Here is a 25,534-nt window from a genome sequence, read left to right as displayed (position 1 = left end):
AGGCCCGCCAGCCGAGCCGGGCAGGTGCGGGATAATTATGGGTATTCCTTCAAAACCGCTGTCGGAGAGCTTTTATCAACAGGAAGAGAGATCAGAACGATCGCCCCGGGTTGTCGGATGAGAGATGACAATAAATTCGACGGGTTGATGGCTGTCGTTCCGGGCCTGATGTTTTGCCCCCGGCGGGATTTCAATTCCCTGCCGGGAGGTGATTTCATGTTTATCACCTTCCAGTTCCATCATCAGAGTACCCTCAAGGACATAAAAAAACTGTCTGGAAACAGAGTGAAAGTGTCGCTTCTCGTGCGTACCTGGAGGCATTTTTTCGTGAATAATTAGCATATCCTGCCGGTTTACCAGATACCAACCGTCGCAATCATCACCCCAGGTATAATGCTCAGCATTGTCTTTTGAAATCACCGTTTTTCTCCTGTGTGTAATTTTCTTGCTTGTATTCATTAGAGACAGGCAGACTAACGCGACAAGGTAGAGAGCACTACCACCATATTTAGAATTGACTCCACTGTTTTAAATGGCTTGTCAGGAGAGGAACAAGCAAAGCAGAAGTAAATAACATTACTTTACTAGCTTGTAAGAACGAGAAGGTCCGTTTTTCGCTCATAGCGGACCTTCGACTCAATAAGAATGTCCGCTTTGTGCCAAAAGCGGAAGTTTGCAACATGTTTTATGCTTATTGAGTAGGAGAAATTCTTGCATAGTTAAGCTGAATGCTGGACGTTACAAACGCCCTTGTTGTAATTTTCTAAGATGAGGATATAAATGTTTTAAATTCAAAACTCTTGGCCCTTGAACGTCATTAACGATCTATCTGTAATAAAGAATTGGTATACTCCCTGAAGCTTGAAATTATTTTATTCATTTCAATTTTTTCTATAGTTATATCTTCTATAATAGGGCACTTTATGTCTTGCCAAACGCGCCTCTCTCCATGATCAACTAATTCTGATACCTTACCGCCTAAGATTCTAACGAAGTCTTTGTTCGAAACGGCAAAAAAACATGCTCCAGATTCTATAATGATCGTGGGTGAAGCATTGAACTTACAAATTCCATCAGGATATTCATCCTCTGGCGTGGGCTGTGGGTAAGCTATTGTATACAGATATTCAAAAGCTTTATCTGTTGATGCATTAAATATTTCATCATCACATGGCATAGCTATAAGAGCATTTTCAGGATCAATAATGTCATCATAATCAACGAATAAGGTCGATGTGCGGATGTCATTAGGGTACATACTCCCGTTCAAAAAGAAATAAAAGAAACCATTCTTTATAGAATCGCCCTACTGCGGAATATATTCAATCCTGATTGCAAAGCGATAGGGATCACCGAAAATCATAAAATTCCTTTACAGAGTAGTTTGCCGATTTAGAGAACTTCTATTCGCAGCATATCAATGCTCTTAAAAATTCATAGTTTTTTATGGAGTAACCACTCATCCCAAGCATTTTGCGCATCAATATCGAGATAGCCTCGGCTTTTGATCATGTCTCTGGCAATCTCTGCAGGTAACTCAATAGCAGTAGCATTATCTCGTATCGACTCAACATCCTCTCGGGTCAATTCTCGTCCGAAGTCCTTCTCTTTGGCTTCAAGTAGCGCAACAAGGGCAGGAATAAACACAATAGCCATGATTTACAATACTCCATAAATGATTAATTTAATTCATTTTGGCATAGATTTCATGTCAATAGATACCCTCATAGCCAGTGCATAACTGGAAAAATTTTATATTGAAGTCCGTTCATGAGGTGCAAACGTCCGCTTCTCGCTCTAAGCAGACATCTGACGCCCCGATCTTAAGGATTTTACCTCGCGTGTTTAGCGCCGGGGCACAATCATGAACAAGGGCGATCAAGCTATACGTTTGTTTTCATACAGATAGTATTCCATCGCTAACATAACCGCTTCTCGCTCATTCGTTGCGCGACGCGCTTTTATGCTGGCGTTATAACTCCATGCACCCTGCTGAGGAGATCCGTTATGCTGCAAGCCCTCAATCACATCACGCTCGCGGTGAGTAATGTATCCAGAAGCTTTGATTTTTATGTGAAAACGCCTGGCTTTACTCCTGCGGCGAAATGGGCGCGTGCAGAGAACATCCCTGCGACCAGATGGAATTTTTCTAATATCAGGTCCGGGCTTATAACACGTGGTTTCTAAAATAATACAAACAGGCGCGCTTTACCGTGGATACGCAGCCTGCCTGTTTTTCTCTTTTGTCCCTGATGCCGACACGCTATGCAACGCCTGAACACTGGCTAATGTCATGCCGGTTCCACTGTTATCGGTGAAGGTAGATATCAGGTCGTGTAATGGTCCACGCGTAATTTTCCCTGTTAACGGGTTCATAGCCAAATTTTTCATAAAGCCAGGGTGCAGTGGTAGTGAACAACATAATTCTGCGTAATTTTTCGAAAACCGGGTGGTCATGAATACACGCCATCAGCCATTTTCCCAGACCTTCGCCCTGGTATTGCTCAAGTACATAGACATCGCACAGATAGGCGAAAGTGGCATAATCTGTTATCAGACGAGCAAAGCCTGTCTGGGAGTCATTATGATAAATGCCAAAGTTAAGGCTGTTGCCGATGGAGGCCACAACGGTTTCCAGATCGATTCCTTTAGCCCATGTGGATCTCGTTAAATACTGATGCACCGCCTGCACATCCAGTTTTTCCGGGTCTGTGCTAATCGTATAGTCATTCATATGCCATTCACGTATCGCTGTAATGCTCATTCTCATACCCTTATTTCAGCATTCAACCCTTAGCACAGGGACAGAACGTCCGCTATTAGCTCTTATTCAGCCACCCAGTCGTACCCCAAAAATATTCTTCCCATGCTCGTGACGGTAATACGCGCTGCCGCCGTGTAATGCGGCGATAGCGCTCACCAGCGACAGCCCCAGGCCGCTGCCGGCGGTGTGGCGGACGTTATCGCCGCGCCAGAACCGTTCGAATACTTTCTCCGGCTCGGCCAGCTCTTCGCCCGTGTTTGCCACTTCGATAGCGATGACATCGCCGCGATGAACGGTGTTAATGGTTATCGTGCCCCTGTCCGGCGCATAGCGGATGGCATTGACCAGCAGGTTTGTGATTGCCCGCTGGAACAGCATCTTATCGGCGGTGAGGCTGCCTTCAGCGTGGAGTTCGATCACCATTTCCCTTTCTTCTGCCAGCGGCTCCAGGAAATCGATTATGGTTTCCAGTGCGTCATGCAGTAAGAAGGTTTCTTTATTGAGTTTAATATTGTGGTGGGTAGCGCGCGCCAGAAAAAGAATGTTTTCCGTCAGCCGCGACAGGCCTTCCAGCTCTTCAATATTCCCTTCCAGCAACGCCTCATATTCCTCTGTGGAGCGCGCATGGCCCAGCGCCACCTGATTCTGGCCTAATAACACGTTAATGGGCGTGCGTATCTCATGGGCCAGGTCGTCGGCAAACTGGGTCAGACGGATAAAGTCCGTCGACAGGCGCTGGCGCATGGCATTCAGCGCCTCGCCAAGGGGCAACAGCTCTTTGGGGATCGCCTGAAGCGGCACGGTGTGGGTTAAGCGATCGCTGCCGGTTTCCGCCATGATTTGACTCAGGCGGCCAATGGCCCGCAGCCCGCGGCGGATCAGCAACGGGCTGATGGCAGCGCAGAGTAAAATCGCCGCCAGCGACACCAGAATACTTTTCTGGCGATACTGCTCCAGCATCATCGCCCGCTCCCGCGCCACCCGCGCCAGCGTAATGGTCACCGGCCCTTCCTGCGAACGGGCCTGCAGGCTCAGCGCCGAGGCTTCGGTCTGATCCGCGTTGACCCAGCGGTGTAGCTGCTGCTCGCCAGGGGGGGTGCTGACCGGGGTGGGGGACATCTCCGGCAGCGTCACGCCGGTATGGTTAATGCTGACGTTCTGCTCATGCTGTGTGCGGATACTGAGAATATCCTGACGAATATCCACCATACGGTTGAAATAGAGCGGCAGAGACGCCGGATGCGCGCCGTCTTCCAGCAGTTGCCGTAACTGGGCGGCGCGGTTGATCAGCGTCTGATCGTCGCGCCACACCAGTTCGCTGCGTAACGCGTTATACAGGATCAGGCTGATACCGCCGCAGGCCAGCGCCATGATCAGCGTGAAAATGGCGGTCAGCCGCAGGGTGAGGGAAGGGCTATACACGGCCTGGCTCCTGATCGGACAAACAATAGCCCATGCCCCTTACCGTGGTGATGAGCTTCTGTGGGAAGGGATCGTCAACTTTACGGCGCAGGCGGCGGATGGCGACATCCACAATGTTGGTTTCGCTGTCAAAATTCACCCCCCAGATTTCACTGGCGAGCAGCGTGCGGGGCAGAATTTCACCGTGGCGGCTGGCGAGCAGCCACAGCAGCATGAACTCCTTGCGTGTCAGCGATACCGGTATGCCGTCGCGCGTTACCTGAAAGCGCGCCGAGTCCATCACCAGATCCGCCACGCGCAGCGTGGTGCTGTGCGGCTGATGCTGGCGCAGCTGATTTTTGACCCGCGCCAGCAGCTCAGCGAAGGAGAAGGGTTTGACAAGGTAATCGTTCGCCCCCAGCTCCAGGCCTTTCACGCGATCCTCCACCGAATCCCGGGCGGTAAGGCAAATCACCGGCGTGTTGCTGGCGGTGCGCAGGGTTTTCAGTACCTGCCAGCCATCCATGCCCGGCAGCATAATGTCCAGAATGACAAGGCTGTAAGAGTGCTCCAGCGCCAGGTGCAGGCCGTCCCGCCCGTCCGCCGCGTGATCCACAATATAGCCCGCTTCCTCAAGCCCTTTGCGCACCCAGGCGCTGGCTTTCTGGTTATCTTCAATCAGTAACAGTTTCATGAAATCAGTTTGCCACGAAATTTCAGGTCGCCCCAGCGTTTCAGCCGCAGATGACAATATGGTCATCTTTCTGACAGGCAATCGGCGCGACCACGGGGGTATAACAGCAGGGTGATTAACAAGGAGATCAACCATGAAAAATTCCATCGCTGCTTTATCCCTCGCAATGCTGCTGGCCGCACCAGGCGTGACCTTTGCTGCCAGTAAGAACCCGATCAGCGTGCACGTGCTGAACCAGCAAACCGGCCTGCCGGCGCCGCACGTGGCGGTGACGCTTGAGCAGAAACAGGGTGAAAACTGGAAGGTACTGAACACCGCCAGCACCGATGACGATGGCCGCGTGGCGGCGCTGTGGCCGGGCAAACCGTTCGAAGCGGGCGACTATCGCGTGACCTTTAAAACCGGCAAATACTTCGCGGATCAGAAACAGGAAAGCTTCTTCCCGGAAATCCCGGTGGAATTCCATATCAGCAATACCACCACCACCTACCACGTTCCGCTGTTGCTGAGCCAGTACGGTTACTCCACCTACCGCGGGAGCTGAGCATAAATGAAACGTCTTATGCTTGCCCTGGCGCTGGCGACGGGGCCGGTCATGGCCTTTGCCGCCGGGCCTGCCACGGTTTACGACATGACACAGGCGCTGAGTAATAAACTGGCAACGGAGGCGCTGGCGGTCTGTCACGGCATGGATCGCCAGGGCGTGGTGGCCGTGGTGGATCGCGGCGGCAACCTGGTATCGCTGATGCGGGATGACAACGTCGGGCCGCATAATACCCAGGCGGCGTGGCGTAAGGCCTTCACGGCGCTGTCCACCAAAACGCCGACCAAAGAGTTTGCCAGAAAAGCGCAGTCCTCTCCGGATACGGTTAACCTGAACACCGTGAATGAGCTATTGCTGCTCGGCGGCGGTGTACCGGTGAAATACCACGGCCAGGTGATCGGGGCCATTGGCCTTGCGGGCACCGGCGGCGGAGACTCGGACGATCGCTGTGGCGCTGACGCTATTCGTAATGTGCTGGGTAACGAGCAGCAGAAATAGTGCTGAAAAGCGGGGAGGCGTTTTTTCCCCGCTTTTACGTGTAGTGCAGCAAAACCACGCTTACATTTTAAGCGTATCGATCACTGCCCGCAAAGCAGGGGACACCTTGCGGTGAGGGTAATAAAGAAACGAACCGTCCAGGCGCAGGCTGTACCGCTGCATGACTCTGATAAGCGTGCCTCGCGCTAAGTCTTCGGCCACCAGTTCCTCCGGGACATATGCCAGGCCCAGACCAAGCCTGGCCGCTTTTGCTTCCATATAGCTGTCTGCAAACGCCCACTGCCCCTGCGGCCTGTGGGTGATTTTTTTCCCGTCCTGAATCAGTTCCCAGGCATAAAGATTGCCATCGCCAAACTGGTAAGCGATGCAGGGATGTATCACCAAATCCGCGGGCGTTTGCGGGAAACCGTAGCGACGAAAATGCTCCGGTGTACCTACTACCGCCATCTCCATGTCAGGTGTGATCCTCACTGCAACCATGCCGCTGGCGACCTCCGGCCCCAGTCGTATTCCCGCATCAAACCTTTCCGCGATAATATCGACAAACCGGCTTTCATTGATGAGTTCGAGCCTGATATCAGGATAGCGCTCTTTAAATATCGCAAGCTTCGGAAGCAGCACTTTATCAATAGCGTGCAGACTGGCATTGATACGCACCGTGCCGGAAGGCGTATTGCGATAATAGGCCAGGGTGGAAAGCCCTTTGTCCAGCGCGTCAAACCCGGACTGCACCGTCCGGTAGAGTTGTTCGCCAGCCTGGGTTAAGGATAATTTGCGCGTGGTACGAACCAGAAGCTGGACGCCCAGTCTCTCTTCAAGCTCACGTATTGAACGACTGATCCCGGACTGCGCCAGTCCAAGTCGCTGTGCCGCAGCGGTAAAACTCCCTTCCTGCACCACCAGCATAAACAGATAGAGATCGTTATAGTTTTCCCGTTTCGCCACCGGTCTGCCTCGTCGCTATTTATAACAATATGATATTAATCTTAGCATTTATACCCCTCTAATCATCACAATAACAGCTCATTACAATGAGCGCATGGCAATAAAGCACAGCAGCATTGCCCGTATCAGACCACTACAAACCACACCTTATTGTTAGGGGAAACATGTCATGAAGGCTTTCACCAGAAAACTGTCACTCTCCATACCTGCCATGCTGCTATGCGCATCATTAAGCGGAGTCACGACCATGAGCTATGCACAAACAACGAATCCCAATGCGCCCGTGTCGATGGTTGAAAAGTGGGATAAAACTTTTGCGGAAAGCGCGAAGGTTGATCACCGCAAAGTGACCTTTCAGAACCGTTATGGGATCACTTTAGTCGGGGATCTTTATATTCCAAAAGATCGGGGAGATCGCAAACTGGCGGCCATTGCAGTTAGCGGCCCTTTCGGTGCGGTCAAAGAACAATCCAGCGGCCTGTATGCGCAGACGCTGGCTGAAAAGGGATTTGTCACTCTGGCATTCGATCCCTCTTATACCGGCGAAAGTGGCGGCTACCCGCGTAATGTCGCGTCTCCTGATATCAATACCGAGGATTTCAGCGCGGCGGTCGATTTTCTGGGCTTACAAAAAGAGGTAGATCGCAACCGTATTGGTCTGCTCGGGATCTGTGGCTGGGGCGGCATGGCGTTGAGTGACGCAGCGATGGATACCCGCGTTAAGGCGGTTGCAACCAGTGTCATGTACGACATGAGTCGCGCCATGGGTCATGGTGTGGGCGAGGGCAAAGACCGCTATTCAACCGCCGACCGCCGTGCCGTCTTGCAGTATTTGAACGAACAGCGCTGGAAGGATGCGGAAAGCGGTACTGCCGCGCCGGGCGGGCATGATATTTATGTCGATGAGAATGGCAAAGCCAGTGCCGCCGGGCGGATCCTGCCGGAGGCTTTACCCGCCGATCCACATCCGGTACTGAAAGAGTTTTATGACTATTACCGGATGCCGCGTGGTTTCCATAGTCGCTCTGTCAATTCAACCGGTGCATGGAATGCGACAATGCCGTTGTCGTTTATGAATCTGCCGCTGCTGAGTTATGCCGGGGAAATTACCATTCCTGCACTAATTGTTACGGGTGAAAAAGCACACTCACGCTATTTTGCGGAAGATGCCTTTAACGCCGTTGGCAGTAAAGCGAAAGAGTTAGTGATTGTTCCGGGGGCAAATCACGTTGATTTATATGACAACGCGGCCGGAAAAATACCCTTCGCGAAATTCGAGCAGTTCTTCAAAACCAATTTAAAGTAACACGCTGAGCCAGTTATTCCAGAAAAGCCACCTGCGATGCGCAGGTGGCTTTTATCTGTTTCCGTCTGGCCGGGAAAAGATTAAGAGATATTGTCATGTCTGTACTGAATTCTGATGCCTCACACACAACATCATCCGCGCACTGGGGCGGTGTCTTTGCCATGACGCTGTGCATTTTTGTGCTTATTGCCTCTGAATTTTTACCTGTCACTCTGCTGACGCCGCTAGCAAAAGATTTGCAGGTTTCCGAGGGGCTGGCCGGTCAGGGGATCGCTATTTCAGGTGCTTTTGCAGTATTGACCAGCCTGACTATTTCCAGGCTTGCCGGTGATCTGAATCGAAAATATCTGCTGCTGGGGCTGACCTTCCTGATGGCCGTATCCGGCGTGATTATCGCCCTCGCGTCCAGCTACTGGGCTTATATGGCGGGAAGATCGCTGATTGGCATCACCTTTGGTGGCTTCTGGTCAATGTCGGCGGCGACCGCCATCCGTCTGGTTCCTCAACATCAGGTACCCCGGGCGCTGGCTATCTTTAACGGCGGAAACGCACTGGCCACGGTGGTGGCGGCTCCGCTCGGCAGTTATCTGGGGGCAACCGTAGGCTGGCGAGGGGCTTTTTTATGCCTGGTGCCCCTTGCGGTCGCCGCTTTTATCTGGCAATGCGTCAGTTTGCCCACGATGGAAGCCAGCAAAGCGCAAAAATCCGGCGGTTCTGTGCTTCGCCTGCTCAGACGCGCTGTCGTCGCAACAGGACTGCTGGCTTGCGGCGTGTTCTTTATGGGCCAGTTTACGTTGTTTACCTATGTGCGACCCTTCCTTGAAACCGTCACCCGAGTGGACGCATCGGGGCTGTCTTTTATTCTGCTCGCCATGGGGATCGCGGGGTTTATTGGCACGCTGACCGTAACAATCCTCCTGAATCGGCGGTTTTACCTGACGTTAATTATGATCCCATTGCTGATGGCCATTATCGCCGGAGCGTTACTGCTGACCGGACAACAGACCTGGACTGTCGCTGTGCTGTTAAGCCTGTGGGGCCTGCTTGCGACAGCCGCGCCGACGGGCTGGTGGACGTGGCTGGCACGAACGCTGCCCGAGGATGCCGAAGCAGGCGGTGGTCTGATGGTCGCCGTCATACAGCTTTCGATTGCGCTTGGCTCAACGGCAGGTGGTCTGGTGTTTGACAGCCTCGGATGGCAAAGCGCTTTCGGGCTGAGCGGCGTATTACTGCTGTCTGCGGGTGCGATGACGTTTCTGGCCTCCCGCCAGCATGGTCGCGGATAAATTGGCCTAATGTCATTGCTTATTGGCTGGCGGTCGGCTCACGTTCACCTGTTCTGATACCCCTGTTTACGGTGCCCTATGTAGGTTCATTTCTCTTTATGGACATAATGGCGTCGGTCGGCCTGCTGCTCTTGTCGCTTTACTGTGTGGCGCTTCCGGATTTGGAATAATGGTGCTGGGTCTTACCGCCCCCCCCGTTGCCATGAAACATTATGGTTTTGATCTCTCACAGATTGCATTGGTGCTCCAGCTTCATGTATCGGTGGCACCCGCCTGCTTGCCTTGCACAATAAGCGTCGCCGGCTCGCGAAGGAAAAGGCGATTATTCCGCTGCCGTAGGCGGGATACGCCGGTTGATATTGACCTAATTTCATCGGCGAATGACCCCAGAGCCTGTCACGTATCCTTTACTGCTCCTCGTATAGTAAGCCTGAATCTGACTAATCACTGGAGCCATAAATGAAATTAACGCAAATCCGTAATGCCACCCTCGTGCTGGACTATGCCGGGAAAAAATTCCTCATCGATCCCATGCTGGCGGAAAAAGAGGCCTGGGAAGGCTTTGCCGGGAACGCGCGTCCGCACCTGCGCAATCCGATGGTGGAGTTGCCGGTACCGGTTGAAGAATTGCTGGCGGTAGATGCTGTGATCCTGACGCATACTCATACCGACCACTGGGATGAAGCCGCACAACAGCTCGTACCTAAAGAGATGATTATCTATACACAGAATGAGAGTGACGCCGCGCTGGTACGCTCCCAGGGTTTCCTGAACGTGCGGGTATTACGGGAAGAAAACGCTTTTGTTGATGGCCTGACCATTTATAAAACCGACGGTCAGCACGGCAGCAACGATCTGTATGCCGATCCGCTGTGGGGTGATTTACTGGGCGATGCGTGCGGGCTGGTGTTCACGCATCACCATGAAAAAACGCTCTACATCGCAGGGGATACCGTGTGGGTCAAACCCTATGTCCGCAGTTTGCAGCGCTTCCAGCCGGATGTGGTGGTACTGAATACCGGTTATGCTGTTAACGATCTTTACGGGCCGATTATCATGGGCAAAGAAGACACGCTGCGCACGCATAAGATGTTGCCTGCTGCGACTATTGTGGCCTCGCACATGGAATCCATAAATCACTGTCTGCTGACCCGTGCCGAACTGCGTGAATTTACGCTTGAACAGGGGATTCAGGATAAGGTACTTATTCCCGCCGACGGTGAAACGCTGACTTTCTGATCACAGGATAAAGGTTATGTCTGCTCTTACGGTTGCCGTGATTGCCACGGCCGGCTTCAGTCCCTTCCATTTTTCGGTACCCTGTATTTTATTCGGACAGGCGATGCCGCAGCCGGATCTCTTCCGCGTAGAAATTTGTGCGGAAAAACCTGGCGTAGTGCTGTCTGATATCGGGCTGTCGATTAACGTTGAGCACGGCCTTGAGCAACTGGACAGGGCAGACATCATTATTGTTCCCTTCTGGAATAAACCCGACGAAAAACCCGCTCAGGAATTGCTGGATAAACTTATCAGCGCCTGGCAGCGTGGCGCTGAAGTGGTCGGGCTCTGTTTAGGCACTTATGTGCTGGCTTACGCAGGGTTACTGGATCACCATCGCGCCGCAACGCACTGGGAGTTCGAAAAAGATTTCACCGAACGCTTTCCCGACGTTCATCTGGACCGCAACTCGCTGTACACCAGTGATGAGCGCCTGATCACCTCGGCGGGTACCGCCGCCGGGATTGACTGCTGTCTGAATATCATTCGCGACCATTATGGCTCGGCGATTGCCAACCGCGTGGCGCGCCGTATGGTTGTGCCGCCGCACCGGGAAGGCGGTCAGGCGCAGTTTATTGAGCGCCCGGTGCCGGGGTCCACGCGCGACAGCAAAATGAACGAACTGATGGACTACCTGCGTCGCAATCTGGATAAGCCGCACGATCTCGACGCGCTGGCGGGGTTTGTCAGCATGAGCCGACGCACCCTGACGCGTCATTTTTTCAAAGCCACCGGCACCACTATTGGCGAATGGCTGACCGCCGAGCGCCTGCAACGCAGCCAGGAATTACTGGAAACCACCGACAAGAGCATTGAAAGCGTCGCGGCGATGGCAGGCTTTCAGTCGCCGATCTCGTTCCGGCAAAGCTTTAAAGCAAGATTCAGCGTCAGCCCAAGCGAATGGCGCAGGGCCTTTCGCGGCCCGGAGCCGGTGGATCGCGTGTAAATCTCGCGGCGCGGTTTCATGCCGCGGCCGCTTTGTCTGTTATCCACCAGAACCCCAGCGCCAGCAGGCTGACCGCCGCACCCAGCAGGCACACGCCCGCCCAGCCAGCGCCAGCCCAGGTGAGAGTGGTGCTGATCGCCCCCAGCCCGCTGCCGACGGCGTAAAACAGCATATAAATCCCGACCAGACGGCTGTGCGCTTCCGGACGCAGACGGAAAATCAGGCTCTGGCTGGTGACGTGCAGCGCCTGGCCGCCCAGGTCCAGCAGGACGATGCCGATCACCAGCGTCAGCAGCGAACTTTCCATCATCGACAACGGCCCCCAGGCTAGCACCAGCACCACCAGCGCCATTGCGCTGGTGCGCCGGGCATGTCCCTGATCCGCCCATTTCCCGGCCCGGGACGCTGCCAGCGCGCCGACCACCCCCACCAGCCCGAACGCGCCGATAACCGTGTGCGAAAAGCTGAACGGCGGCGCACTCAGCGGCAGCACCAGTGCGCTCCAGAAAATGTTAAACGCGGCAAACATCAGCAGCGCCAGCATACCTCTCACGCGCAGAACCTTTTCCTCGCGCAGCAGCGTCAGCATTGAGGCCAGCAGGGGCAGATAACCTAAGCCATGCGTAGCCGGTAACAGCACGGGTAGCCGTCGCCACAGGGGAAGGGCGATCAGCAGCATCAGCAGCGCGGCACTGAAATAGACGCCGCGCCAGCCCGCCAGATCGCTCACCGCCCCGGAAAACACCCGCGCCAGCAACAGCCCGATAAAGACGCCACCCTGCGCCGCCCCCACCACGCGGCCCTGCTCACCGGGCGCGGCGGCGCTGGCGGCACAGGCGATCAGCCCCTGCGTCATTGCCGTGCCGAGCATCCCGACGGCCAGCATCCCCGCCAGCAGCACCGGGGCCGAACGCGCAAGGCCGACCACCACCAGCGCGATAAGCAGCGCCAGCAGCTGGATCGCCATCAGGCGGCGGCGCTCCAGCAAATCCCCCAGCGGCACCAGAAACAGCAGCGCCAGCGCGCAGCCGATCTGCGTGGCGGTGATCACGCCGCCCACCGCCGCGTGGCTGATGCTGAAATCCCGCGCCAGGGCATCAAGCAACGGCTGGGCGTAATAAACATTCGCCACGCTCAGGCCGCTGGCGATGGCGAAAAGCCATACCAGGCTGCGTGACAGGGGGGCGACTCCGGGAGGAGCAGTACAGGCATTTGCGGTCACAGGATTTTCCTATTCTGGTTGCAAAACAAAACCGATTGTGTGTCAGCTAAAGTAGTTTTAAAATGCAACCAATGCAAGTCCCACCCATTTCAGGAGTAATCATGAAATCCAGTACTGCGCTGAACAGCGCCCCTTGCCCGGTGGCGCGCACCGTTGATCTGATTGGCGATCGCTGGTCGCTGCTGATCGTCCGCGACGCGTTTGATGGTATGCGCCGGTTCAGCGATTTCCAGCGCAGCCTCGGGGTGGCAAAAAACATTCTTACCGATCGGCTGTACAGGCTGGTGGAGGCGGGCATTCTGGCCCGTGAAGACGCCCCGGACGGATCGGCTTACCAGCACTATGTGCTGACGCCGCAGGGGCAAAGCCTGTTTCCGGTGGTGGTGGCGCTGCGTCAGTGGGGCGAGCAGCATCTGTTTGCGCCTGGCGAACCGCATTCAACGCTTATCGACAGGCGCACAGGTAAACCCCTGCCGCCGATGAAGGTGCAGGGCAAGGATGGTGCGGCGGTATCGCCGGAAGATACCGAAGTGCGGAAAGTGAGCTGACGCCACGGCCTGAATGCCTGAGATTTTCCGCAGCATCGCCTGAAAAACGCCATCGTATTCGGGAAGCGGGACAGGCAGCAAAAACAATACCCCCTTTTCTGGTAGGTAATCTTATAAAACCGCCCTTAACCTTAAAGAAAATTTTATCAGTGTCGATACAGATTAGGTTTTCACTTTTTAAAGGGTCAGGGGAATGGCAGAAAAGCTTAGTGAAGGAAAAATCATGCAAGCCCTTAACTGGGCTTACGATAAAGCCTTAGACGGAAGTATTCCGGGTACAGATTCAGCCTATGAAATGGCCGAAAACTACCTGAAAGGAGAGGGCGATTTAACAGAGAAAGTGAATTCTCTGATTAGATGGCAAAATACAAAATCCGTCACTACCGGCTTTGTATCCGGGCTTGGCGGAATTATTACCATGCCGGTCGCCATCCCGGCGAGCATCGCGACCGTAATTTATGTTCAGATCCGTATGATCACCGCTATCGCTATCATGGGCGGGTACGATGTAAAAGACGATCGTGTTAAAGCACTGGTTTATACCTGCCTTGCCGGTAATGCCGCAAAAGATATCCTTAAAGGAACCGGCATAGTCATTGGCTCGAAGATGTCTACCCAGTTAATTAAGAGCATTTCGAAAGAAACAATTTTTGCTATTAACAAACTGGTTGGTTTTAGATTATTAACCAAGTTTGGTGAAAAAGGGGCGATCAACCTGGGCAAAATGATCCCACTGGTAGGCGGTGTAATAGGCGGGGCATTTGATGGCATTTCAACGAATGTCGTTGGTAACGTTGCCCGTAAAACCTTTGTAGAAGGTAGTGCTGTAACTGAGCTGTAACTTGCCGCATTCGCCGACAATGCTGCAGGACGTTACAGTTGTATCGTAACGTCCTGTACAGACCGTATGACTGGCAAAAGCGTGAAATTTTATCGTCTTAACACTATGCGCTCTGCATTAAGCCCCCGCAGAAGCATCCTCAAAAATCCCTAAAGGTTTTCCTGCTTTGTCCGTTGTAAGTTCAGATAACCATGTCCGGGCAAGGGCAATTTACTTACAGGGAATAAAACCAATGATGAATAAAGTAGTAGTGGCAGGCGCACTGTCTTTAACCTTTTTAACCGGCTGCGCAGGGAACCTCAACTCACACAAAGTGCAGGCGACAAACGGCAGTTCGCTCGAGGTTGCCACCATTTTTGCACCCGTTGATATGAACGATAACCGGTACCCGGACGTGAAACTGCGCGAAGTCACGCCAGCGCACTCCGGCGCGGGCATGGGGCTGGCGGTGCTGACGGCTGCCCTCGGTGGCGGGATTGGCGGTAACTCGTTTGACAAAGATGGCTATAAAGGCACGTCCATTGACACCATGCCGGAGCCGACTGCCGCGTATTTCGGCCCGAAAGCGGAATTAAAAATCCGCGACTGGCTGAATAAAAACGGCAACGGCTATGCGTACAAACAACCGCTGTTTATTGCCGCCGCGCAGTGGTCGCTGGTCTATACCGACATGTCCGCCAGCAACAGCAATTATGATTTAACCTACCGCGTGAAATTCTTTAAACGCCCGGAAGGCGGCAACATGCTGAGCGCCTATGTGATATCAGAGTGCGCCCCGACCCGCGTGACCGCACCGCTCAATGACTGGAAAGCCAGTAACTACGCGAAAGTCACTCAGGAAACGCAGAAGATGATGGACGCCTGCCTGCTGGAGCTGGACAACCAGCTGCCGCGCCTGCTGAAAAAATAACGACTAAACGGCCTGCGATGCAGGCCGTTTTCTTTATCACGCCGTGGTGCGTGTCGGTCTCACCACGATCTCATTCACATCCACCTCATCCGGCTGCTCAATGGCGTAGCGCACCGCGCGGCCAATCGCATCCGGTTGCAGGGCAATCGCCCGGTAGCTTTTCATGGCTTCGGCGGCGGTCGGATCCGTGATGGTGCCCGCCAGTTCACTTTCCACCACCCCCGGATGGATACAGGTGACGCGCAGCTGGCTGTTTTCCTGGCGCAAACCATCGGAAATCGCCCGCACCGCAAACTTGGTGGCGCAGTACACCGCCGCCGTCGGCGACACCGCCAGCGCACCAATCGAGGCGATATTAATGATATGGCCCGCTTCCCGCGCCAGCATCGACGGCAACACCGCCGCGATGCCATACAGCACGCCCTTAATGTTCACATCCACCATCTGATCCCACTCATCAACTTTGAGCGACGCCATCGGTGACAACGGCATAATACCGGCGTTATTAACGATCACATCAATGCGTCCCCACTTTTCCAGCGCGAAGGCGGCGAATGCCTCCACAGAGGTACGGTCAGTGACGTCCAGCGCTTTCACGTCCACCTCTGCGCCGTTAAAACGCAACTCCTCCGCCAGCGTGGCGAGACGATCCTCGCGACGTGCGCCCAGCAGTAATACCGCGTCGGTTTTTGCCAGTTCGCGGGCGATGCCTGCACCAATACCGCTGGATGCGCCGGTAATTAAGATCACTTTATTCGTCATGGGTCTTCTCCTGTTCGGTTAACGCTGGTGATCTTACGCCCGGCAGACTATAAAGATAATCCGCTCATTACTTAACAGACTGGTAACGATGGCTAACCAATGACAGTGGATAAAAACGCGCTTGAGGTGTTTGTGATCGTGGCGCAGACGCGCAATTTTCGTCTGGCCGCCGAACGGCTGGGGGTGACGCGCCCGGCCATCAGTCAGACGCTGCGGCGGCTGGAAGATCGCCTGAACATCTCCCTGATGCAGCGCACCACGCGCAGCATCAACCTCACCGAAGCGGGCCAGCGGCTTTATGCGGAGGTCGCGCCCGCCATCGAACAGCTTAACGGCGCGGTGAGCGATATCGCCGATCAGCTGGCGGCACCGCGCGGCCAGCTGCGGCTGGCGGTGTCGTCGATTGCCGAACGCATTATTGACGGCAGGATGCTGGCGTCGTTCATTGCGGCTTATCCGCATGTCGAACTGGACATCACCATCACCGATGAGGCGTACGACATTGTAGAGCAGGGGTTTGACGCGGGCGTGCAGCTGGGGGAGGTGATCGCCCAGGATATGATCGCGGTGCCGGTGTCCGCCATGCAGCGGCAGATCGCCGTCGCCTCGCCTGATTATCTGGCGCAGTACGGCACGCCGCAGCACCCGAAGGATCTGCTGGATCATCGCTGTATCGGCTGGCGAAAATCCCCCGGCGTGTCGCCCTATCGCTGGGAATTTGCCTGGCAGGGGCAGGAATTTGATGTGGACGTTAATCCGCAGTTGACCACCAATGATATGGGGGTGATGATCCGCACCGTCTGCGCCGGGGGCGGCATCAGCTTTGGCATGGAGGAGACGTACGCGCCATATATTGCGCGCGGCGAGCTGGTGACGGTGCTGGATGAATTTCTGCCGACCTTTCCGGGCTTTTACCTTTATTTCTCCGGCAGAAAGCATATGCCGCCAAAGCTGCGGGCATTTATTGAGCATGTAAGGATGTAAGGGAAATAATCTTCCTGCGAGACGCTACGCAAATTCCTTCACCGGTAACACCCTGATATTGCCGTTTTTATCTGAAAGCGGTATCGTGCAGCCGCACCTGCAAAATCAGGTGCCGGGATTGGCCTCCTGAAACTTCATACTGGTGATAAACGTTTAATCTACTCGCCACCGGAGGCTTCCTGATGACCACCTGCTTTGACCAGACTCACCCGTTACTCACCGTTCCCTTTGACGACGACACGGAATTCACCGTGCTTGCCGACTATTGTCATCAGCTTGCCGAAGCGCAGGCTGAGTCACTTGATCCCGCGCTGCGTATGGCGCTGTGTGGACGCCTTTGTGCCGTCTTCGCGCTGCTTAAACCGCAACTGGGTGAGCCGATCCCGCCTGAACAGCAGGACAGGTTTACGGTGGATACGCTGCCGAACGACGTTCCCCGTTTTGAACCTGATTCCGATACCCTTGGCGAATACTGCGCCGCCCTGACGCAGGTTTTGCTGTGCCGGAGCGTGACGTCACAGCAGGAAGAACAACTGCGCTGGCTACTGGCGGATCTGATGGCGTTTATGACCGAGGAAATCAACGCCCCGCGCTGGGTAAGAACGGCGGACGGAGTGAGATTTATTGATGAGGTGAGGGGGTAGGGGATAAGGGCAGGTGCTGCGGGGGATGGGCGTGGCACCTGGGAGTGTGGCTTGGGAAGGTTGCTTGTCTGCATTGTGCTAGAAGTGGGAGTTGAGACAATATTTTTTGACAATGTATAGGATTCTATTCAAAAGTTAACTTGCAGAAACCGATAAGCACCGTTCGTATTGGCGCATGCAAGTTAATGCTGCTTTGCTTTGCTGTGATATGGGTCAAATTACAACTGAGTTTATCCGGTTACCGCAACAGTCTTCTAGCGGCAAAAAACAATTTAATTACTTATACGTTCGTCAATTCAAACCTGCGTTCCTTAAGGTAGTGCTTAGTTGTTTTCTTCAGTTAGGGCTAGAGACATGACAGAAGGAAAATCATTAATAAATCAATAGGTTGGGCCTTGTATTTGCTGGGTTAATCAACCTTACCGACAAAGAATAACACAACACTGGATTTCGCTATGTCTCTATAAAATGGGATTTCTCTTAATCCATTAGATTTGTGCTTAAAAAAAGGATATAAAAGAGTATACACCCTTAACTGAAGATGGAAAAAATGACTGAATCGATAAATGTCTATCCCGGTAAGCATACTTCTGTTAGAGAAGACCACTTTAGTCAGCAAGAAAAAGACATAATTAATGTTTTATCAAAAGAGTTTTATGTGACTAATGGCGGGGGGATAATAACACTTACATCAAACAGTAAATATAAATTTATACTGTTACGCCCAACTGATATTTACATAGAAATGTTCAACCTTGATAGGGAAGTAATTGTTCTTTTTAGCGAGTATACAAATTTCCAATCACGCACACTTGATGCTATTGAACAAGCAGCGAAACAGCTTTCATCTTTAAGAGTTGATAAAACATGCTGTATTTTGATTAGTAAAGATCAAAATATAGAAGAAAATATCAGTGAACTTATTAAAAAGGAGCCTGAAACAGCCAATATAATTCCTTTCACATATGCTGAAACGCAAAAAGCAAATTCCGATGGCTACTTTTTTAGGAACAGAGTTCAGAAATATTTATATAATAGAGATCTTTTTTCATTCGAAGCGCCGCTGAAAAGTGATTGGCTTTTCTTTGGAAGAAATGAAATTATATTATCAACTATCAATCGAATGAAGGGTGGTAATAATTCTGGTATTTTCGGGTTGCGAAAAACTGGAAAAACCTCTCTTATTAATGCCATATCTAGAAATCTACAAAAAAATGGCGAAATTGTTACTACCATTGACTGCCAAAGTCCATCCGTTAATAAAAGAAAATGGAACGAGGCTATCTATTATGTATGCAAGAAAACGAAAGAAGATAATTATCTTCAATCTTACCTTCCTGAAGAAAAAGAGTTCACTGAAAAGAATGCTGCGGAAATTTTAGCGAGATTTGTTAGAGACATTAACAAAGAAAAAGGGAAGAAATTATTCTTAATATTTGATGAAATTGAAAATATTTCTAGGATTACATCCCCAACTGAGCATTGGAGTAAGGGTTCAGATTTTCTATATTTTTGGCAATCAATGAGAACAGTTTTTCAAACTGTAGGTATAAATTTAGCATATCTTATAGTTGGCACAAATCCTTCGTGCATTGAAACGCCAAGAATAGACAGTTCTGATAACCCATTATTTAATCATTTCACCCCTACTTATCTGCCAGGTTTTGACATTCGGTCCACACGAGACATGATAAGAAGAATCGGAAAAAGAATGGGCGTGAATTTTGAGGAAGCGATATATACTAATATTAACGAAGAATACGGTGGTCATCCATTTCTTATTCGTCAAGTTTGTAGCATAATTGCTAGAAGATCTTTCAGTCAAAAAAAACCTGTCAGCATAGGGAAGATATCTTATAGGGATGCTGTGAAAGATTTTGGAGAGAACAGTTTTAATTACTTAGAAATGATTATAGGTGTATTGAAAGAGCATTATAATGAAGAATATGAACTTCTCATTACTCTAGCAAATGAAGATAACGAAACCTTCAAAGAAAACTCCAGCAAAAAACAAAATTCATTGGCTCATTTATTGGGGTATGGTATTTTAGGAAAAGATAATGATAGTTATTATTTTATCATTGATTCCATGAGGAGTTATCTGTTAGAAATAAATAAATACAGGAAGGTGGAAACAAGCGTTGAGCAAAAGTGGGCGGAAATATCTGAAAGGCGTAATGCAGTTGAGAAAAGATTAAGGACTATAATTAAAACGACATTAAAATCTATGCATGGAGAGCACTTAGCGAAAGATGCAGTGTTGGATATACTGGGTAAAAATAGAAAATTAGAGTATGTTTCTAAATCCTTTAATGAGATTTTTGACCCAAATCTATCAACAATTTATTTCGAAGATCTGAGGAAGATAATATCTAAAGAATGGGGGTCTTTTGAAAATATATTTGAAACATCAAAGAAAGAAACATTCGATTCCTTAGGTTTTATAAATAAGTATAGGTCAGATGCTCATGCTAAAGACATAACGCTTGACGAGTTTACTATATTTAGAATAAGCATACTAAAAATTGAGAATGATATTGCGCAATATTTTTCCTAAGACCACCCCCTTTTTATTGTTTAAAAAGGGGGTGATTTTCTGATGGCTAAGGTATTATGGGTAATTTAATTATGCTTGATGCTATTTTTACTTTAGAACGAGTATGTCTTATATTCATTTTTGCTTATTGACTCAATATGCCCACTCCTCACTTAAAGCGGTCATAATGGTAAATCTCAACGTTCGCAGCTAATAATTCTAACCAGCCTCAGCCTTAAAATTTCCCCCGTTCCCCGGCTTGTTTGTTTAGTAAGCCAGCTATACCAACAAAACCCTCTCCCATCACCGTGCCATATCCCCACTCCCCACATCCGCGCCACCAGCCTGACATGCCAAAACCCCACCGCTATATCGCACAAACTGAACAGGAATTTCCCCTTCCCATAACCTAACATACTGCCTTTGTACATTTTGGGTGGTAGTAATGGCTGTACTCAGAACCTTTCTTTTCTTTCTTGGCGCGGCGGCGCTCAGCTCTGTTGCCGTACTTTGCCTGTGGGGCGATATCGCTATTTTTGACCACGATATTCCGGAAGTTTCGCTGACCGAAATCGTGCAGGAGCTGGTATTAGCGGGCATCGTCGCCATTCATTTCCTGCTGGCGAAAAAGCATGAGCTGCTGCGCTACTGCAATATTCTGGTCGGCGGCTTCTTCCTGACTATGCTGATCCGCGAACTGGATGCGGTCTTTGATCTGATTTCCCATGGCAGCTGGGTATGGTTTGCGCTGCTGGCAACACTCTGCGCGGTCATTCTTCCGCTCAAACATCATCGCCAGACGCTGGCACAGCTGACGCAGTACATCCGTTCGCCCTGGTACGGCGTGATGCTGAGCGGTCTGCTGGCGGTGCTGGTCTTCTCCCGGCTGTTTGGTATGCAGGCGATATGGCATGCGGTCCTCGCGGACGGCTACGTGCGCATCGTGAAAAACGCCGTGGAGGAGGGCAGCGAATCCTTCGGCTATATGCTCTGCCTCACCGCCTCCATCGGCTATTACTGTAATTTCCTCAGGATTGCCTCCCGGAAATCCTCACACGCTGACGCGGGCGTGTAAAAAATCAATAAAGGCTCTGACCTTCTCCGGCACGTGGCGGGTATTCGGGTAGAGCGCATAAATGCCCTGGCGGGGAAAACGGTGATCCGGCAACACGGCGATCAGCGTTCCTGCCGCCAGCGCGTCCTGCACCAGCCATGACGGCAGCAGCGCCACGCCCGCGCCGCTCAGGGCAAATGCCAGCAATGCCGCCGCGCTGTCAGCCATAATGGAAGGCGGCTGGCTTGCCGCAAACAGCAGCATATCGCCATCGGGTTGCACAACCTGCCAGTTCAGCGGCGAGGAAAGACGGCTGTGGGCGATCCACGTTGCCCCGGCAAGCTGTTCGGGAGTGCTGATACCGCCATCGTGAAGCGTGCTCAGATAAGCAGGGGAGGCGACCGGGTAAATATCAAACTGGTCGATGAGCCTCGCGTGATGGGTGGAATCCGCCAGTTGCCCGAGCCGGATGGCGACATCAAAGCGCCCGGCGATCAGATCGTCATTTTGCGAGGAGGCTACGTGCTGGATGCGCAGCTGCGGGTGCAGCGCCGCAAAGTCGGCCAGCGCGGGCACCACCACGCGCGCGCCGTATTCCGGGGTGGTGGTGATGCGCAGTAAACCGCGCAGGCCACCGTGATCGCCGCGCACCTCGTCAAGCACCCGTTCGGCGTCCTGTAGCAACTGCTGGCAGCGATGGTAAAAGCGTTCGCCGGTATCGGTCACCGCCACTTTGCGGGTGCTGCGGGTGAGTAACGCCACGCCCAGCTCCTGCTCCAGCTGTTTGATATTAAAACTCACCACGGCTTTCGTCAGCCCCAGCGTCTGCGCGGCGCGGGTAAAACTTCCGGCCTCTGCCACCGCCACAAACATCTCCAGCCGCTGCATATTCACCATCGTTAATTCCTTCGGGTATTCTGATTGTCAAAATTATTTTGACAGTAAAACCACGGGAAGGGAATTTATCCGCCGCCGTACGGCGCTTATAGTGCGCGCTCTGTTTGTTAATGCTGAGAAAAACATGACGTATCGTGTGCGGGTGGCCTGTGTATATCTGCTGGGTTTTTTTATCGATCTGGTGAACATGTTTATCGCCAGCGTGGCTTATCCCGAGATTGGCCGCCAGTTCGCGGCCAGCGTCAGCGAGCTGGCGTGGATCAGTAATGCCTATATTTTAGGGCTGACGCTGGTGATCCCGCTCAGCAGCTGGCTGGCGCGGCGCATCGACGCGAAGCTGGTGTTTATGCTGTCGCTGGGGATTTTTATCGCGGGCACCTGCGGCGCGGGAAGCGCCTCATCCATTTATTCGCTGATTGCCTGGCGCGGCGTGCAGGGCCTGGGCGGCGGGCTGCTGATCCCCATCGGGCAGACGATGACCTACGCGCTTTATCGCAGCCATGAACGGGCAAAACTCTCGTCCGCGGTGATGCTGGTGGCGCTGCTGGCTCCGGCGTTATCGCCCGCGCTCGGCGGGCTTTTTGTGGAAAGTGGTCACTGGCGCGGAGTGTTTCTGGCGAGCCTGCCGCTGGCGCTGGTGGCGTTAATACTGGCAGGCTGTTGGCTTAAACCCGATGCGCCTTCAACCACGGGTGAGCGGCTGGATCTGCGCGGGTTACTCAGTGGCGGCGTGGCGCTGATCCTGATCCTCACCGGCTTAACCTTTGCAGGCGAGCGGCTTTATCTGTGGCAGGGGGCGTTGCTGTTCGCGCTCGGATTACTTGTGATGGCCGCATATGTGCGGGATGCCCTGAACAAACCCGCGCCGCTGCTTAACCTGCGGCTGATGAAAGATCCGCTGTTGCAGACTGCGATGCTGATCTATCAGTTCGTGCCCGGCATTTTTACCGGCGTCAGTATTGTCGCCATGCTTTATCTGCAAAACCTGTTAACGATGCCAGCCACGGTCACCGGCGCAATGATGCTGCCCTGGGCGCTGGCCTCTTTTGTGGCGATCACCCTGACGGGAAGAACCTTCAACCGCCTGGGGCCGCGCCCGCTGTTTATCACCGGTTGTCTGGTGCATGGGGCAGGGATCGGCCTGCTGGCACTGACGGCCAGTGCGGCGGATGTGCCGCTGTGTATACTGGCCTTCACCCTGATGGGCTTTGGCAGCAGTCTGTGCAGCAGCACCGCGCAAAGTGCGGCGTTTATTCAGATTAACGGGGCGGATCTGGCGGATGCCAGCGCCCAGTGGAACATCAATCGTCAGCTCAGTTTCTGCTGCGGCGTGACCGTCATCAGCCTGCTGTATGGCTTACTGGCGGCAGGCGGGCTGCCGGTGATGCAGGCGTATCATCTGTGCTTTGCGATAGCAGCGGGCAGCGCCCTCATCCCCATAGTGTGCTGCCTGCGGATCGCCAATCAGCACGTGGTTTTAAAACTTAATCAGGAGCAACAATGAATCGTTATTTTCAGGAAGTACGGGATGCCCACGTGTTGATCCGCGACTGTCTGGGTGATGCACACACGCCGGATACGGTGTGCGACGCGTTATTAGCGCGCTTTTGCCCGGCGTTCTCGATGGTGACGCCGCGCGGTGCCATCATGGATTTTACCGCGGTCGATAATCTGTTCCGCACCCAGCGCGGTGTGCGGGCGGGGCTGACGATCGCCATTGAAGATCTGCAACTGATAGCGGAAAGCGACACCGGCGCTACCGTCACTTATCAGGAGCGACAGACGATCCCGGGTCAGGGCGAAACGCTGCGCTTTGCCACGGCGGTGTTTGAAACTGGTGCGGATGGCCGGGTGATGTGGCGACATCTGCACGAAACCTGGCTCTGATAATGACACCGCCGGGAAGCTTACTGCTCCGGCGTGTTCTCATCCAGAAGGCGGGCGCGGCATACCGCGAGAATTTCATCCGCCAGCGGCGAGTCATCCGGGCAGGCGCGGGATAACACCATGGCACCGACCAGATGCGCCAGCGTGTCGATCACATCGGCACGCCGCTTGCCGGCCGCGTCCGGCTCCTGACTCAGCTGCGCCAGTTGCTGTTCAAGACCCGCCGCAAAAGTCGCTTTAATCGTCTCAGACTGGCGGGAGGTATCCGCCCCCAGCGCCGACATCACGCAGCCCTGGCCCTTGTTATCCCGGTGCTGGCGCGAGAGATAACGAGTAATAAACTGCTCCCGGTTTATCCCGGCGGAATGGTCTGCCGAATGCGTAAAACCACACTGCATGGCCTCTGCCATCAAATCCGCCTTCGAGGCAAAATGTTTATAGAAACCGCCGTGGGTTAACCCGGCCGCCGACATCAGCTCCGCCACGCCCACGCCGTCATAGCCCCGTTCACGAAACAACACCGACGCCGTTTCCACAATACGCCTGCGGTTTTCACGCACCTGCTCTTTAGACACTTTCATTGTTTCGCCTTCAATGCTGAACATTCCTGCGGCAAGTATACATTGATGATGACCATAATCAAAAACGTTGACAGGATAGATTACGATCATCATCATTAACCCGCACCATCACCCGGCACGCCGGAAACCGTTAACGCATTCAAGAAGGGTATGTTATGACCACTCCATCCGTCCTCATTACCGGCGCTTCCTCAGGAATTGGTGCCGTTTACGCTGAACGTTTCGCCCGCCGCGGCCACGATCTTGTGCTGGTGGCGCGCGACAAAGCCCGACTGGATGCGCTGGCTGCGCGCCTGCAACAGGAAACCGGCGTGAGCGTCGATGTGCTTGCCGCCGATCTCACTCAGTCCGATGACGTTGCGCGTGTCGAAGCGCGCCTGCGCGAGGACAAACAGATCGGCATTCTGGTCAACAATGCGGGCATTGCGCAGACCGGCAGGCTGGCGGATCAGAGCCCGGCGTCCATTGAGCGCCTTATCGCGCTGAACGTCACGGCGGTCACCCGGCTGGCCAGCGCCGTCGCGCCACGATTTGTTCAGGCGGGTGAGGGCGCTATTGTTAACATCAGTTCCGTGGTCGGGCTGGCGCCGGAATTTGCCATGTCCGTGTATGGCGCGACCAAAGCTTTTGTGCTGTTTCTGTCGCAGGGATTGCAGGTCGAACTCGCCCCTGCCGGCGTGTATGTGCAGGCGGTGCTGCCAGCCGGGACCTACACCGAGATCTGGGCGCGCGCCGGGATCGACATCGCTCACTCGACACAATTTATGAACGCGGGCGAGCTGGTGGATGCCGCGCTGGTCGGGTTTGATCGCCGTGAGCCTGTGACCATTCCTCCCTTACGCAACGCCGCCCGCTGGGATGCCCTCGACGCCAGTCGACAGGCGCTGATGGCCGACATCAACCAGGCGGAAGCCGCCGCGCGTTACAAAGGCTGAAGATTCAGGACTGATGGCTTTGCAAGGCTGCTGATACACTGTGGGGTAATTAACCAGAACAGGAGAGCACA

General features: G+C 53.1%; 28 protein-coding genes. 17 read left to right on the top strand and 11 right to left on the bottom strand.

Going from position 1 to position 25,534, the window contains the following annotated elements:
- Positions 1–75: 75 nt before the first annotated feature.
- From BMF08_RS18550 to BMF08_RS18540, 3 genes are all read right to left on the bottom strand, one after another.
- Positions 76–420: a cupin domain-containing protein gene (locus BMF08_RS18550; protein WP_072568989.1), complete on the bottom strand. Its 345-nt coding sequence runs from the start codon at positions 418–420 to the stop codon at positions 76–78.
- A 397-nt stretch (positions 421–817) separates the two neighbouring features.
- Positions 818–1,258 carry an Imm42 family immunity protein gene (locus tag BMF08_RS18545; RefSeq protein WP_234007194.1) on the bottom strand — a complete coding sequence of 147 codons (441 nt, stop codon included), beginning with the start codon at positions 1,256–1,258 and terminating at the stop codon, positions 818–820.
- 176 nt (positions 1,259–1,434) lie between these two features.
- Complete coding sequence (locus BMF08_RS18540) at positions 1,435–1,656, bottom strand: hypothetical protein (protein ID WP_072568988.1); 222 nt, start codon at positions 1,654–1,656, stop codon at positions 1,435–1,437.
- A 351-nt stretch (positions 1,657–2,007) separates the two neighbouring features.
- Between BMF08_RS18540 and BMF08_RS21275 the strand changes: the two genes are divergently transcribed.
- Positions 2,008–2,187: a VOC family protein gene (locus BMF08_RS21275; RefSeq protein ID WP_199775936.1), complete on the top strand. Its 180-nt coding sequence runs from the start codon at positions 2,008–2,010 to the stop codon at positions 2,185–2,187.
- Positions 2,188–2,308: 121 nt separating this feature from the next.
- Here the strand turns inward: BMF08_RS21275 and BMF08_RS18530 are convergent, their stop codons facing one another.
- From BMF08_RS18530 to hprR, 3 genes are all read right to left on the bottom strand, one after another.
- Positions 2,309–2,764, bottom strand: a complete 456-nt coding sequence (locus BMF08_RS18530; protein ID WP_199775935.1) for a GNAT family N-acetyltransferase — start codon at positions 2,762–2,764, stop codon at positions 2,309–2,311.
- A 66-nt stretch (positions 2,765–2,830) separates the two neighbouring features.
- On the bottom strand, positions 2,831–4,186 hold the full coding sequence (locus BMF08_RS18525; RefSeq protein WP_072568986.1) for a heavy metal sensor histidine kinase: 1,356 nt from the start codon (positions 4,184–4,186) through the stop codon (positions 2,831–2,833).
- A complete protein-coding gene (gene hprR, locus BMF08_RS18520) occupies positions 4,179–4,859 on the bottom strand; it encodes a response regulator transcription factor HprR (RefSeq protein WP_072568985.1) in 681 nt (226 codons plus the stop codon). The genes BMF08_RS18525 and hprR overlap by 8 nt, the downstream gene beginning before the upstream one ends.
- A gap of 133 nt (positions 4,860–4,992) precedes the next feature.
- Between hprR and uraH the strand changes: the two genes are divergently transcribed.
- Together uraH and BMF08_RS18510 are read left to right on the top strand one after the other, a co-directional pair.
- Entirely contained in the window at positions 4,993–5,403 is a 411-nt protein-coding gene (uraH, locus tag BMF08_RS18515; RefSeq protein ID WP_072568984.1) for a hydroxyisourate hydrolase, read from the top strand.
- A 6-nt stretch (positions 5,404–5,409) separates the two neighbouring features.
- Positions 5,410–5,901 carry a GlcG/HbpS family heme-binding protein gene (locus BMF08_RS18510; protein ID WP_072568983.1) on the top strand — a complete coding sequence of 164 codons (492 nt, stop codon included), beginning with the start codon at positions 5,410–5,412 and terminating at the stop codon, positions 5,899–5,901.
- A 60-nt stretch (positions 5,902–5,961) separates the two neighbouring features.
- On the opposite strand, the gene BMF08_RS18505 is transcribed toward BMF08_RS18510, so the two are convergent.
- Positions 5,962–6,846, bottom strand: coding sequence for a LysR family transcriptional regulator (locus BMF08_RS18505; protein ID WP_072568982.1), 885 nt, complete (start codon positions 6,844–6,846; stop codon positions 5,962–5,964).
- 169 nt (positions 6,847–7,015) lie between these two features.
- On the opposite strand from BMF08_RS18505, the gene BMF08_RS18500 reads away from it, so the two are divergent.
- The 4 genes from BMF08_RS18500 to BMF08_RS18480 all read left to right on the top strand — a co-directional run bounded on the left by BMF08_RS18500 (position 7,016) and on the right by BMF08_RS18480 (position 11,662).
- Positions 7,016–8,152, top strand: coding sequence for an alpha/beta hydrolase (locus BMF08_RS18500; protein ID WP_072568981.1), 1,137 nt, complete (start codon positions 7,016–7,018; stop codon positions 8,150–8,152).
- Between the two features lie 95 nt (positions 8,153–8,247).
- Positions 8,248–9,438, top strand: coding sequence for an MFS transporter (locus BMF08_RS18495; RefSeq protein WP_072568980.1), 1,191 nt, complete (start codon positions 8,248–8,250; stop codon positions 9,436–9,438).
- 459 nt (positions 9,439–9,897) lie between these two features.
- Positions 9,898–10,677, top strand: coding sequence for an MBL fold metallo-hydrolase (locus BMF08_RS18485; protein ID WP_072568979.1), 780 nt, complete (start codon positions 9,898–9,900; stop codon positions 10,675–10,677).
- Between the two features lie 16 nt (positions 10,678–10,693).
- On the top strand, positions 10,694–11,662 hold the full coding sequence (locus tag BMF08_RS18480) for a GlxA family transcriptional regulator (protein ID WP_072568978.1): 969 nt from the start codon (positions 10,694–10,696) through the stop codon (positions 11,660–11,662).
- Positions 11,663–11,678: 16 nt separating this feature from the next.
- Here BMF08_RS18480 and BMF08_RS18475 read toward each other — a convergent pair whose 3' ends face one another.
- Positions 11,679–12,884, bottom strand: a complete 1,206-nt coding sequence (locus BMF08_RS18475) for an MFS transporter (RefSeq protein ID WP_072568977.1) — start codon at positions 12,882–12,884, stop codon at positions 11,679–11,681.
- 101 nt (positions 12,885–12,985) lie between these two features.
- Here BMF08_RS18475 and BMF08_RS18470 point away from each other — a divergent pair, with 101 nt between their 5' ends.
- From BMF08_RS18470 to BMF08_RS18460, 3 genes are all read left to right on the top strand, one after another.
- Positions 12,986–13,432, top strand: coding sequence for a winged helix-turn-helix transcriptional regulator (locus BMF08_RS18470; RefSeq protein ID WP_072568976.1), 447 nt, complete (start codon positions 12,986–12,988; stop codon positions 13,430–13,432).
- Between the two features lie 193 nt (positions 13,433–13,625).
- Entirely contained in the window at positions 13,626–14,273 is a 648-nt protein-coding gene (locus BMF08_RS18465) for an EcsC family protein (protein WP_072568975.1), read from the top strand.
- 235 nt (positions 14,274–14,508) lie between these two features.
- Positions 14,509–15,183: a hypothetical protein gene (locus BMF08_RS18460; RefSeq protein ID WP_099458798.1), complete on the top strand. Its 675-nt coding sequence runs from the start codon at positions 14,509–14,511 to the stop codon at positions 15,181–15,183.
- Between the two features lie 36 nt (positions 15,184–15,219).
- On the opposite strand, the gene BMF08_RS18455 is transcribed toward BMF08_RS18460, so the two are convergent.
- Positions 15,220–15,945: an SDR family oxidoreductase gene (locus BMF08_RS18455; RefSeq protein ID WP_072568973.1), complete on the bottom strand. Its 726-nt coding sequence runs from the start codon at positions 15,943–15,945 to the stop codon at positions 15,220–15,222.
- Positions 15,946–16,044: 99 nt separating this feature from the next.
- Between BMF08_RS18455 and BMF08_RS18450 the strand changes: the two genes are divergently transcribed.
- The 4 genes from BMF08_RS18450 to BMF08_RS18435 all read left to right on the top strand — a co-directional run bounded on the left by BMF08_RS18450 (position 16,045) and on the right by BMF08_RS18435 (position 21,184).
- Positions 16,045–16,929 (top strand): LysR family transcriptional regulator, encoded by an 885-nt coding sequence (locus tag BMF08_RS18450; RefSeq protein WP_072568972.1) that lies wholly within the window; start codon positions 16,045–16,047, stop codon positions 16,927–16,929.
- A gap of 182 nt (positions 16,930–17,111) precedes the next feature.
- On the top strand, positions 17,112–17,573 hold the full coding sequence (locus BMF08_RS18445) for a hypothetical protein (RefSeq protein WP_072568971.1): 462 nt from the start codon (positions 17,112–17,114) through the stop codon (positions 17,571–17,573).
- Positions 17,574–18,123: 550 nt separating this feature from the next.
- Positions 18,124–20,130, top strand: a complete 2,007-nt coding sequence (locus BMF08_RS18440) for an AAA-like domain-containing protein (RefSeq protein WP_072569481.1) — start codon at positions 18,124–18,126, stop codon at positions 20,128–20,130.
- Positions 20,131–20,554: 424 nt separating this feature from the next.
- Positions 20,555–21,184 carry a transporter gene (locus BMF08_RS18435; RefSeq protein WP_072568970.1) on the top strand — a complete coding sequence of 210 codons (630 nt, stop codon included), beginning with the start codon at positions 20,555–20,557 and terminating at the stop codon, positions 21,182–21,184.
- Here the strand turns inward: BMF08_RS18435 and BMF08_RS18430 are convergent.
- Positions 21,161–22,060, bottom strand: a complete 900-nt coding sequence (locus BMF08_RS18430; protein ID WP_072568969.1) for a LysR family transcriptional regulator — start codon at positions 22,058–22,060, stop codon at positions 21,161–21,163. The genes BMF08_RS18435 and BMF08_RS18430 overlap by 24 nt on opposite strands.
- A gap of 124 nt (positions 22,061–22,184) precedes the next feature.
- On the opposite strand from BMF08_RS18430, the gene BMF08_RS18425 reads away from it, so the two are divergent.
- Both BMF08_RS18425 and BMF08_RS18420 read left to right on the top strand, forming a co-directional pair.
- Positions 22,185–23,564, top strand: coding sequence for an MFS transporter (locus BMF08_RS18425; protein WP_072569480.1), 1,380 nt, complete (start codon positions 22,185–22,187; stop codon positions 23,562–23,564).
- On the top strand, positions 23,561–23,947 hold the full coding sequence (locus tag BMF08_RS18420; RefSeq protein WP_072568968.1) for a DUF4440 domain-containing protein: 387 nt from the start codon (positions 23,561–23,563) through the stop codon (positions 23,945–23,947). Before BMF08_RS18425 ends, BMF08_RS18420 begins: the two co-directional genes overlap by 4 nt.
- 20 nt (positions 23,948–23,967) lie before the next feature.
- Here BMF08_RS18420 and BMF08_RS18415 read toward each other — a convergent pair whose 3' ends face one another.
- A complete protein-coding gene (locus tag BMF08_RS18415; RefSeq protein ID WP_072569479.1) occupies positions 23,968–24,528 on the bottom strand; it encodes a TetR/AcrR family transcriptional regulator in 561 nt (186 codons plus the stop codon).
- 155 nt (positions 24,529–24,683) lie between these two features.
- On the opposite strand from BMF08_RS18415, the gene BMF08_RS18410 reads away from it, so the two are divergent.
- Positions 24,684–25,463, top strand: a complete 780-nt coding sequence (locus BMF08_RS18410) for an SDR family NAD(P)-dependent oxidoreductase (protein ID WP_072568967.1) — start codon at positions 24,684–24,686, stop codon at positions 25,461–25,463.
- Positions 25,464–25,534: the final 71 nt, after the last annotated feature.

The organism is Enterobacter sp. SA187, from assembly GCF_001888805.2.
Taxonomy (GTDB): Bacteria; Pseudomonadota; Gammaproteobacteria; order Enterobacterales; family Enterobacteriaceae; genus Enterobacter_D.
This window is presented reverse-complemented; position numbering and strand designations above follow the sequence as displayed.